This window comes from Nonomuraea zeae, from assembly GCF_005889725.1.
GTDB lineage: Bacteria > Actinomycetota > Actinomycetes > Streptosporangiales > Streptosporangiaceae > Nonomuraea > Nonomuraea zeae.
Genome location: NZ_VCKX01000370.1, coordinates 1 through 10,787 on the forward strand (window position 1 = coordinate 1; position 10,787 = coordinate 10,787).

The 10,787-nt window shown below is 72.4% G+C and carries 10 protein-coding genes; 8 read left to right on the plus strand and 2 right to left on the minus strand.

The features are described from left to right. On the minus strand, positions 1-962 hold a 962-nt coding region (locus ETD85_RS54970), incomplete at its 3' end, for a peptidoglycan-binding protein (RefSeq protein WP_138697816.1). Continuing rightward, positions 959-1,558 carry a hypothetical protein gene (locus tag ETD85_RS54975; protein WP_138697817.1) on the minus strand — a complete coding sequence of 200 codons (600 nt, stop codon included), beginning with the start codon at positions 1,556-1,558 and terminating at the stop codon, positions 959-961. The genes ETD85_RS54975 and ETD85_RS54970, both read right to left, overlap by 4 nt. Positions 1,559-1,701: 143 nt before the next feature. Here ETD85_RS54975 and ETD85_RS54980 point away from each other — a divergent pair, with 143 nt between their 5' ends. The 8 genes from ETD85_RS54980 (at position 1,702) to ETD85_RS55015 (ending at position 10,760) form a co-directional block, all read left to right on the plus strand. Then, positions 1,702-2,355, plus strand: coding sequence for a response regulator transcription factor (locus ETD85_RS54980; protein ID WP_138697818.1), 654 nt, complete (start codon positions 1,702-1,704; stop codon positions 2,353-2,355). 14 nt (positions 2,356-2,369) lie between these two features. Further along, positions 2,370-3,536, plus strand: a complete 1,167-nt coding sequence (locus tag ETD85_RS54985) for a sensor histidine kinase (RefSeq protein ID WP_138697819.1) — start codon at positions 2,370-2,372, stop codon at positions 3,534-3,536. Between the two features lie 60 nt (positions 3,537-3,596). Beyond that, complete coding sequence (locus tag ETD85_RS54990) at positions 3,597-4,193, plus strand: NUDIX hydrolase (RefSeq protein ID WP_138697820.1); 597 nt, start codon at positions 3,597-3,599, stop codon at positions 4,191-4,193. A 273-nt stretch (positions 4,194-4,466) separates the two neighbouring features. Continuing rightward, entirely contained in the window at positions 4,467-5,144 is a 678-nt protein-coding gene (locus ETD85_RS54995; RefSeq protein WP_240780037.1) for a lysophospholipid acyltransferase family protein, read from the plus strand. A 79-nt stretch (positions 5,145-5,223) separates the two neighbouring features. Beyond that, on the plus strand, positions 5,224-6,798 hold the full coding sequence (locus ETD85_RS55000) for a penicillin-binding transpeptidase domain-containing protein (RefSeq protein WP_240780038.1): 1,575 nt from the start codon (positions 5,224-5,226) through the stop codon (positions 6,796-6,798). A gap of 61 nt (positions 6,799-6,859) precedes the next feature. Next, positions 6,860-8,041, plus strand: a complete 1,182-nt coding sequence (locus tag ETD85_RS55005; protein ID WP_138697822.1) for a M24 family metallopeptidase — start codon at positions 6,860-6,862, stop codon at positions 8,039-8,041. A 57-nt stretch (positions 8,042-8,098) separates the two neighbouring features. Continuing rightward, on the plus strand, positions 8,099-9,754 hold the full coding sequence (locus ETD85_RS55010; RefSeq protein ID WP_138697823.1) for an acetolactate synthase large subunit: 1,656 nt from the start codon (positions 8,099-8,101) through the stop codon (positions 9,752-9,754). A 46-nt stretch (positions 9,755-9,800) separates the two neighbouring features. Next, the gene (locus ETD85_RS55015; protein ID WP_138697824.1) at positions 9,801-10,760 is read left to right on the plus strand and encodes a tyrosine-type recombinase/integrase; all 960 of its coding nucleotides are present in this window, start codon (positions 9,801-9,803) and stop codon (positions 10,758-10,760) included. Positions 10,761-10,787: the final 27 nt, after the last annotated feature.

The following is a 10,787-nucleotide window of genomic DNA, read 5'->3' on the forward strand; positions in this document are numbered from 1 at the left end:
GAGGGGTTTTCGAGACAGGCCACCTCGACCCCGAAGCCGCCCTCGCGCAGGGCCAGCAGCGCCTCCACGGGCACGGCCAGCACGTTCTCGTGCCGCTCGCTCTGCATCTCCACCTCGACCGGCGCTTGGTCCAGCCGGGTCTTCGGCTGCTCGGCCAGCGTGATGTCCACGTCGATGGTGGTGCTCGTGTCCTGCTCCTGCCCGGACGACTCCGCGACCGTGCCGACGGACGTGATCGTGCCCCTCGCCTGCTCGCCGCCCGGCAGGGTCACGGTGACCTTGGCGCCCTTGCGGGCCAGCGACTGGTCGGCGGTGTCGAGGTCCACGTGCACGAGGCGGCGGATGCCGCTCACGGTGAGCGCCTGCTGACCGGGGGCGCTCCTGCCACCGACGGCGACCTTGGCGGCGGTCACGCGGACGGCGGCCGGCTGGAAGGCCACCTGGGCGGCGTCCACCCGCCCGGACTCCGGCAGCCCCCGGTCGTCCTGCCACTCCTTGACGGCCTGCTGGGTGGCGTAGCTGAAGTGGTCGTCCACGGTCAGGTAGTCGCCGTAGCCGAGCGCCTTGAGGTTGCGTTCGAGCTGCTCGACGTCGGGCCCGTCGGACATGCCGCGCTGGAGCGTACGGTACAGCGGCAGCTTGCCGTACATCAGCACGAGCGGCTTGCGGTCCACCTTGAGCAGCGGCCGGCCGCGGCGGATCACCGCCCCCTCGGCCGCCACCCACGTCACCGTCCCGGCGGCGCCGGAGGCGAGCTGCCGCTCGCCCGCGTAGGTGAGCGAGCCGGCCACCGTCTTGGTCTCCACCAGGTCCTGCCGGACGATGCCGGCGGTGGCAGGGGGGAGCGGTGCCGTGGAGGGCGCGGCGGCGCCGGTGACGCCGTCGTTCAGCACGGCCACGGCGGTCCACGTGACAGCGGCGGCCAGCACCGTGCCGCCGCCCAGCACCAGGCCCTTCCTCATCGCCCGCCTCCGGATTGCCCGCCTCCGGGCTGCCAGCCCCCGGTCTGCCCGCCGCCGGGCGTCTGCCTGGGCTTGCCGAAGCCGGGTCCGTACTTCTCGCATGCCTTGTGCGCGGCGTCGAGCTTGTCCTTCGAGCCCTTCAGCTGGACGCGCAGCCCCTCGCCCGGCTTGGGGTCGGCCATGTCGATGCCGTGCTCGCGCATGCACTGCGCGAACTTGAGCATCCGGTCGAAGTCCTCCTGGCTGGGGGTGGCCCGGTCGCGTACGGCGGACTCCATGATGGGCCGGCACGCCTTGTCGGCCTGCTCGGCCTTCTTCTTGTCCGTCCCCTCGGGGATCATCAGCTGGAGCCGGCCGCCCTTGGGGTCGGCCATGTCGACGCCGTGCTCGCGCATGCACTGCGCGAACTTCAGCGCCGCCTCGTCCGCGTCCATCGTGGCCGACGGGGAGGCGGAGGCGGTGGCGGAGGCCGACGCGGGGCCCGTGGCCGCGCTGACCACGCCGTCGTCAGGAGCCGGGGCGCCGCCGCACGCGGCCAGGGCCAGGGACAGGACCAGCACGAGGATGACGGCGGCCGGTAGCAACCGTTTGTTCATGGGTTCTCGCTCCTCCGCGCCGCGGGTCCTTCGCCCGGCGGCGCGGCCCCACTCCAACCCACCGGGTGCTAAACCCGGATAAGCCCTTACTTCCGGCTAACACGGGTTCCGCCACGCTCGTGGCCAGAGGAAAGGGGCCGGCGATGCGGGTGCTTGTCGTGGAGGACGAGGAACGGCTGGCGGACGCGGTCGCACACGGGCTCAGGCTGCACGCGATCGCCGTGGACGTGGCCTACGACGGGCAGGAGGCCCTGGACATGGCCGCGTACGTGGACTATGACGTCGTGGTGCTCGACCGGGACCTGCCCGAGGTGCACGGCGACGACGTGTGCAGGCGGCTGCGCGAGAGCGGCGGGGGCGGCCGGGTGCTCATGCTGACCGCGGCCGGCCAGATCCGCGACAAGATCGACGGCCTGGCGCTGGGGGCGGACGACTACCTGGTCAAGCCGTTCGCGTTCGCCGAACTGGTGGCCAGGGTCAGGGCACTGTCCCGCCGCTCGGCCCGCGCGGCGGTCCCGCCGCTCGAACGGGCCGGGATCACGCTCGACCCGGACCGCCGCACGGTCACCAGGGACGGGCGGCGGGTGCCGCTCAACCGCAAGGAGTTCGACGTGCTGCGCGAGCTGCTCAGCGCGGACGGGAAGCTGGTCACCTCCGGCGAGCTGCGCAGGAGCGTGTGGGACGAGTACGCCGACACGGGCACCGGCGCCCTGCGCGTCACGATCACGTCGTTACGCAGGAAGCTCGGCGTGCCGCCGGCGATCCAGAACGTGCCGGGCAAGGGATACCGGCTTTGACCGTCCAGGAGCGGATGAGGCGGGGCCGCCTGTGGTGGAGCAGCAGGCGGCTGCGGTTGCGGCTGACGATCCTGTTCGGCGGCCTGTTCTTCGCGGCGGGCTCGATCCTGCTGTGGTTCACGTACCTGTTCACCGCGCAGGCGATGAACCAGCAGTTCGTGGGCAGCAGCCTGGTCAAGGCCCTGCCGCCGGACGCCGCGCCGAGGCCGGGCGCGGCCGTCCCCGACGTCCTCTTCCAGGGCGAGGTCGAGCAGCGGGCCGACAGCGTGCTCGGCGACATGGTGCGCTCGTCCACGCTCGTGCTCGTCCTGGTCGGCGCCGTCGCCCTGGTGCTCGGGTACGTGCTCGCGGACCGGGCGCTGCGCCCGCTGGACCGGGTGACCGACACGGCGCAGCGGCTGTCGGAGAGCACGCTGCACGAGCGGATCGGGCTGCGCGGGCCGCCCGACGAGGTCAGGCGGCTGGCCGACACCTTCGACGCGATGCTGGACCGGCTGCACCGGGTGTTCGACGCGCAGCGGCGTTTCATCGCCAACGCCTCGCACGAGCTGCGCACGCCGCTGGCCGTCAACCGCACGGTGCTGGAGGTGTCGCTGGAGGAGCCGGCCGCCTCGCCCGACCTGAAGGCGCTGGCCCGGGCGCTGCTCGGCACCAACGCCCGCTACGAGCGGCTCATCGAGGGCCTGCTGCTGCTCGCCCAGTCGGAGCAGGAGCTCACCGTGCGCAAGCCGGTGGACCTGGAGCAGGTCGTGCGCACCGTGCTGGAGCAGATCGACCTGCAGTCCCGCAAGCGGCCCATCACGCTGCACCAGGACCTGCGCCCGGCCCTCGTCGAAGGGGACCCGCTGTTCCTGGAGCGGTGCGTGTTCAACCTGCTGGAGAACGCGATCAAGCACAACGTCCGCGACGGCGAGGTCTGGCTCACCCTCGGCGGGGAGCGGGGCGGCGCGGTGATCACGGTGCGCAACACCGGGCCGCTGGTGCCGCCGTACGAGGTGGACGACCTGTTCGAGCCGTTCAGCAGGTCGCAGGGCGACCGGGTGCGCTCGTTCAAGGGGGCGGGGCTCGGGCTGTCGATCGTGCGCGCCATCGTGCACGCGCACGGCGGGCAGGTCAGCGCGGTGGCGCCGGCGCAGGGCGGCCTCCAGGTCACGGTACGGCTCCCGTACGGACCCCGCTGAGCACCACTTCCGGGCCCGCCACCTTGGGATCTTCGGGGGCGGGCGTGAGATCCTGGAGTCGTGCTGTCGCCGATCGACGTGCTCCGTGAGCAGATCATCGCCCATCTGACCTCCTTCGACCGCCGGGAGGTGCCGCCGGCCGGCGGGGTGCGCCGGGCCGCCGTCACCGTCTGCGTCCTGGAGGACGCCGACCGCGTCCCCTACACCGTCGTGATCAGGCGGGCCGCCCGCGGCCGCAACCCCGGCCAGTGGGCGCTGCCCGGCGGGCGGCTCGACGACGGCGAGCAGCCGGTCGAGGCCGCGCTGCGGGAGCTGGCCGAGGAGACCGGCCTCACCGGCGTCGAGGTCGCCGGGCTGCTCGACGACTTCGTCACCGACTCCGGGTTCGTGATCACGCCGGTGGTGGCGTTCGGCGGCCGGCAGGAGCCGGTGGCCGACCCGCGCGAGGTGGCCTCGGTGCACGCGGTGCCGCTGGAGTGGTTCCTGGCGCCGGGGGTGCCGCGCTGGCAGGGGGAGCTGCTGCAGATGCCGCTGGGCCCGTCGATCGTGATCCACGCCCCGACGGGGGCGATTTTGTGGCAATTCGCCGAAGTTGCCCTGCGTGGCCGTGAGCAGCGGGTCTTCGACGTGGTCCAGCCACACTGGACCAGAACATGACCGATTCTTTGGGGCCGATGGAATATGGGCCGCCGGATGTCCGTTAGCATCGAAAGGCCGATGTGGTCTGTGTCCCCCGGGCCGCAAATTACCGCCTTCACGGAATACCGTTCGGCTGGAGCCGTGTTGTGCACCTCGCCGAGGAGGCGACCGCCACATCGGCCTTAAAGCTTCGCGCAGCTGTTTCCAGGCGCCCCGCCCACCCGCGGGGCGCCTGCTTTATGGTGGGGTGGCCGACCGGCCAGAAGATCGCCGATGATGCAGGAGAGCTCGTTGCTTTACGAAGTGGTCAAGTTCGCCGCCGCGCCGCTCGCCCACGCGATGTGCCGGCCGCACATCTCCGGCGCGGCGCATGTGCCGAGGAGCGGGCCCGCGATCCTGGCCGCCAACCACCTGTCGGTGCTCGACTCGTTCCTGCTGCCGGCCCTGCTGCCCAGGCACGTGACGTTCACCGCCAAGAACGAGTATTTCGAGGGCAACCCCGTCTCCGGGTTCTTCATGCGGCTGGGCGGCAGCCTGCCGATCGACCGCGAGAGCGCGCACGCCGCGCAGGCCATGCTCGACGCCGCCGCCGGCCTGCTGGAGCGGGGTGAGCTGTTCGGCATCCACCCCGAGGGCACCCGCTCTCCCGACGGCCGCCTCTACCGCGGCAAGATCGGGGTGGCCTGGCTGGCGCTCAAGACGGGCGCCCCGGTGCTGCCCGTGGCGCTCAGCGGCACCGAGAAGGTGCTGCCCCTGGGCGCCAAGGTGCCGAGGCCCGCGAAGATCGGCATCTCGATCGGCGCGCCCCTGCGGTTCGAGGGCGATCACACCAGGGCGGCCGACCGGCGGCGGGTCACCGACGAGATCATGGCGGCCATCCAGCGGCTCTCCGGCCAGGAATACGTGCCGTCCTACGCGTCGAGCGTCAAGGCGACCAACGGGTTCAAGGCGACCGATGGGACGTCCTGATCCGCCGCCACTAAGCTCGGACACCTGTCGTCGAGGACCAGGGGGCTGATCAATGGCGCGGGGCCGTACCATCGCGATCGTGTCCGGCGTCACCGTGCTCGCGGTGGGGGCCGCGGCCGGTGGCGCCTACTACGTGCTGCACACCAGGGGCACGCCCGCCGAGACCGCGCAGCGTTTCGCCGCCGCGTGGCAGGCGGGGGACAAGACCGCGATGGCGGCGGAGCTGGCCACGCCGCAGCAGCTCGGCGCCTACGACCAGCAGCGCACCGGGCTCGCGGTCGAGTCGGCGTCGATCAAGCTCGGCAAGATCACCCAGGGTGACGACCGGGCCAGCGCCCCCTACACCGCCACCCTGACCATGAAGAACGTCGGCACCTGGTCCTACCAGGGTCAGATCGACCTCATGGTGGCCGACCGCGCGTGGAAGGTCGACTGGACGCCCAAGACGCTGCACCCCTCGCTGACCCCCAACGCGCAGTTCGCGCTCAAGACCCGCTGGCCGGGCCGCGCCGAGATCACCGACGCCGACGGCGGGCGCATCGACACCGGCACCGTCGGCGGGTCGGTGCAGCAGCTCGTCGGCTACCTGGACAAGGCGACCAAGAAGGACGTCGCCAAGCTCGGCTCCTCCTACAAGGTCGGTCAGGCGGTCGGGCGCGGCGGGCTGCAGGAGACGTTCCAGAAGCGGCTGGCCGGCACGCCCGCCACCGAGATCCAGCTCGGCGGCAAGACGCTCGGCACCATCGACGGCAAGGACGGCGAGCCCGTGCAGACCTCGCTCGACCCGGGCGTGCAGGCGGCCGCGGTCGGGGCGGTCAAGGACATGGACAAACCCACCTCGATGGTGGCGATCAAGCCCTCGACGGGCGAGATCCTGGCCGTGGTCAACAACAAGGGCGGCTTCAACCGGGCGCTGGACGGCCGCTACCCGCCGGGCTCGACGTTCAAGGCCGTCACGGCGATCGGGCTGCTGGCGGCCGGGATGTCGCCACAGGACCAGGTGACCTGCCCGAAGAACGTCAACATCGGCGGGCTGCCGATCCGCAACTCCGACGAGGAGGCGTTCGGCCCGCTGTCGTTCCTCGACTCCTTCGCCCACTCGTGCAACACCACGTTCGCGCCGCTGGCCGAGCAGAAGCTGGGCGCGGACAAGCTGCTGGAGGCGGCCGAGGAGGTCGGCTTCAACCAGCCGCTCAACATCGGCGTGCCGGCCGCGAAGGCCAGCTTCCCCAAGGCCCAGTCGGACGCCGAGCTGGCCGCGGAGTCGTTCGGGCAGGCCAGGATCACGGCCAGCCCGCTGTCGATGGCCTCGGTGGCCGCCGCGATCGCCGACGGGACCTGGCGCCCGCCGACCCTCGTGCCCTCGCTGAAGCAGAAGGCCGACGAGCGCGATCTCCCCGACGGGGTGAAGTCCGGGCTGCACTCGATGATGTCGGCCGTGGTGACCAAGGGCACCGCCAAGTCGGCGGGACTGCCCTCGGGGACCCACGGCAAGACCGGCACGGCCGAGTACGGCACCGGCGAGAAACTCGACACCCACGCCTGGTTCATGGGCTTCAAGGGCGACGTGGCGTTCGCCGTGGTCGTCGAGGGCGGTGGCGGGGGCGGCAAGGTGGCGGCCCCGGTCGCGGCGACGTTCCTCAAGGGGTTGTGACAACCCGAAACCCGTGGTCCCAGGACCGTGACGGGCCGCCTCAGCTGGGCACAGACCAGGTGTGGCGCGGATCGGTGGCGAAGAGTACGAAGCGCGGCAGGCGGCGATGCGCCGCCTGGCCGCGCAGGCGGGGTTCCGTGGCGTCGTGGCCTGGTCGAGGGGCGGAGCGGCGCAGGACCACTACGCCGGCGTCTACTACCTCACGGGGTTCTACCAGCATCAGCCCTTCGTCCCCGACCTGCCAGGCCGCTGGAGGGCGCAGGGGCACGCGGCCGTGGTGCTGCCGGTGGACGGCCCCGCCCTGCTGCTGACGGGCGATGGAACGGTCCAGGAGCCCGGGCCGGCCGCGCGGGTGCGCGCGGCGCCCGACCTCGTGGACGCGCTGGCCGAGCAGCTCAGGGCCGCGATCCCGCCGGGCCGCGTCGGCCTGATCGGCTGCGAGGCGATGTCCGCGCCGTGGTGGTGCCGGCTGCGCTCGGTGCTGCCGGGGCACGAGCTGGTCGGCGCGGACGACCTGGCCTGGACGGCGCGCCGGGTCAAGAGCCCGGCGGAGCTGGACCTCATGCGCGCCGCGGGCGTGCTCGGCGTCCGCGCGATGACGGCCGCCAGGGGCGCGGCCACGCCGGGCGTCACCGAGGCCGAGGTGGCCGCGGCCGCGATCGCGGAGATCGTCCGGGCCGGCGGCGCCTACTACGGCATGGGCATCTCCTCCGGCACCGAGTCGCACACGTTCGCCGCCTCCGACCCGGCCCCCTACTCCGGCCGCCCGCTGTCCGCGGGCGATCTGCTCAGGATCGACCTGTACGGGTCCGTGCACGGCTACCTGTTCGACCTCGCCCGCACCTGGGTCGTGGGCGCCGAGCCGACCATAGAGCAGCGGCGGCTGCTCGACGCGGTCCGTGACGCCGTCCATGCGGGGATCGAGGTGCTGCGGCCCGGGCTCCAGGTCGGCCAGGTGGCGCGGCGGTGCCAGGAGGTGTTCGAACGCTCGGCGTTCGTCACCCATCACGGGATGCCCGAGTCGGAGCTGGGCGGGGCCTGGGGGCACGGGCTCGGGCTGTCGTTCGAGCCGCCCTGGGTGGCGGCGGACGGGCGGGACGCGGGCGAGGTGATCGAGGCGGGCATGTGCCTGGCGCTCGAACGCCGGATCGCCATGCCGGCCGTGGGCGGAGCCTCCTACGAGGACGACGTCATCGTCACCGACTCGGGGCCCGAGGTCGTCACCGCCGAGCCCGTGGAATGAACCGGGTCACTCCCGCGCTTGCAGGAAAGCAGTCGTTCATGGAAGAAGGCGTTTCGCATGTCAGCGCAGGCCACCGCGGCCCGGCTCATCGTGCAGGCTCTGGAGGCCGAGGGCGTCGAATACGTCTTCGGCATCCCCGGTGAGGAGAACATCCACTTCGTCGACGCGCTCAGGGACTCCTCCATCCGCTACGTGCTGGTCCGGCACGAGCAGGGTGCGGCGTTCATGGCGGAGATCTACGGCAGGCTGACCGGCAAGGCGGGGGTGGCGTCGGCGACGCTCGGGCCCGGCGCGATCAACCTGATGCTCGGCGTGGCCGACGCCACCACCAACAGCACCCCGGTGGTGGCGATCACCGCGCAGGTCGGGCTCGACCGCATCTACAAGGAGTCGCACCAGGTGGTGGACCTGGTGTCGCTGTTCAGGCCGATCACCAAGTGGGCGGAGCTGGCGCCCGCGCCGCAGGCGCTGCCGGAGATGATCCGCAAGGCGTTCAAGACCGCCCAGACCGAGCGGCCCGGCGCCGTCTACCTCGCCATCCCCGAGGACGTCGAGTCCGCCGAGGTGCCCGCCGACCTGCGCCCGCTGCCGGTGAACGTGGTACGCACCCAGGACCCCTCGCCCGCCCAGATCGCCCGCGCGGCCGACGTGCTGGCCACCGCGCGCCAGCCGATCGTGCTGGCCGGGCACGGCGCGTCCAGGGCGGGCGCCGGGCAGGCGCTCGTGCGCTTCTCCGAGCGGCTCGGGCTGCCGGTGGCGACCACGTTCAACGGCAAGGGCGTCTTCCCCGACGACCACCGGCACGCCCTCGGCGCGGTGGGGTTCATGCGGCACGACTACGTGAACTTCGGCTTCGACGAGGCCGACGTGCTGATCAGCGTCGGGTACGAGCTGCAGGAGTTCGACCCGGTCAAGATCAACCCGGCGCGGGACAAGAAGATCATCCACATTCACCAGTTCCCCGCCGAGGTGGACGACCACTATCCGGTGGCGGTCGGCGTCCAGGGGGACATCTCGCGCTCGCTGCACGCGCTCGCCGACGCCGTCCACCGCAGGTTCGAGATCAACGGCACCGGCGAGAAGATCCGCCGCATGATGCGGGAGGAGCTGGCGCAGGGGCGTTCGGAGGGCCGATTCCCGCTGTCGCCGCGCCGGGTGGTGGCCGACATCCGCGAGGCGATGGGCCGCGAGGACATCGTGCTGGCCGACACCGGCGCGGTGAAGATGTGGATGGCCCGCATGTACCCGACCTACGAGCCGAACACGATGCTGGTCTCCAACGGGCTGTCGTCCATGGGCTTCTCCGTGCCGGGCGCGCTGGCCGCCAAGCTCGCCTTCCCGCGGCGGCGGGTGCTGGCGGCGACGGGCGACGGGGCGTTCCTGATGAACTCGCAGGAGCTGGAGACCGCCGTGCGCGAGCGGGTGCCGTTCGTGGTGCTGGTGTGGGTGGACGACGCGTACGGGCTGATCGAGTGGAAGATGGACCTGGAGCTCGGGCGCGACTCCAACGTGGCCTTCGGCAACCCCGACTTCGTGAAGTACGCCGAGAGCTTCGGGGCGCGCGGCTACCGGATCGGCGCGGCGGACGAGCTGCTGCCGACGCTGCGCAAGGCGCTGGCCGACGACGTGGTGTCGGTGATCGCGGTGCCGGTCGACTACTCGGCGAACCTGCAGCTGACGGACAAGCTGGGCGAGCTCACCGGCCCCTTCTGAGTCCCGCGCGGGCCGCCGGGGGCCGCGGCGTCGTAAGATCGTCCAGGTGAGCCTGCCTGCCGTACCCGATCTGGCGGGGCTGCCGGTCGAGCCGGCACGCGACCCGTACCACGTCTATCTCGACTCGCTCACCAGCTCCGAGTCGCGGCGCACGATGCGCGGCTGCCTCGACCGGCTGGCCCGGCTGCTCACCGGCGACGAGGCGGCCACGGGCGCGGGCCAGCCGTGGCATCTGCTGCGTTACGAGCACACCGTCCGCATCAGGACGATGCTCACCGATCAGGGCTGGTCCGCGGCCTACGTCAACAAGCACCTGGTGGCGCTGCGGCGCGTGCTGAAGGAGGCGTGGCGGCTCGGCCAGAGCAGCGCCGAGGACTTCGCCCGCGCCTCCGACCTCGCCCCCGTGCGCCAGACCCGGCTGCCGACGGGGCACCACGTGCCGCCGGAGGTGGTCGGCGCGGCCCTGTCGGCCTGCGACGACTCGGCCGCGGGGGTGCGCGACGCGGCGCTGATCGCCGTCCTCTACTCCACCGGCTGCCGCCGCGCCGAGCTCGGGGGCCTGGCGCTGGCCGACTACGACCCGGGCGCGCGGTCGCTGCGGGTGCGGGGCAAGCGGGACAAGGAACGGCTGGTCTATCTGACGACGGACGCGATCGGGCTGGTCGAGCGCTGGCTGGCGGTGCGGGGGAGCGCTCCTGGGGCGCTGTTCAGCCCGATCAGCAAGGCCGGGCGGCTGCGGCTGCGCGACGGGCGCCCGGCGGGGCTCACCGGGCAGGGCATCGCGGACATCCTGGCGCGGCGGCTGGGCGAGGCGGGCGCGGCGCGGCGTACGGCGCACGACTTCCGGCGTACGTTCATCGGCGAGCTGCTGGACGCGGGGGTGGACCTGGCGACGGCCCAGGCCCTGGTCGGGCACTCCTCGCCGGCCACCACGGCCCGCTACGACCGCCGCCCGGAGCGGACCCGCCGCGAGGCTGTCGACCGCCTGGCTCTTATACACATCTGACGCTGCCGACGCTACGCCTTGTGTATA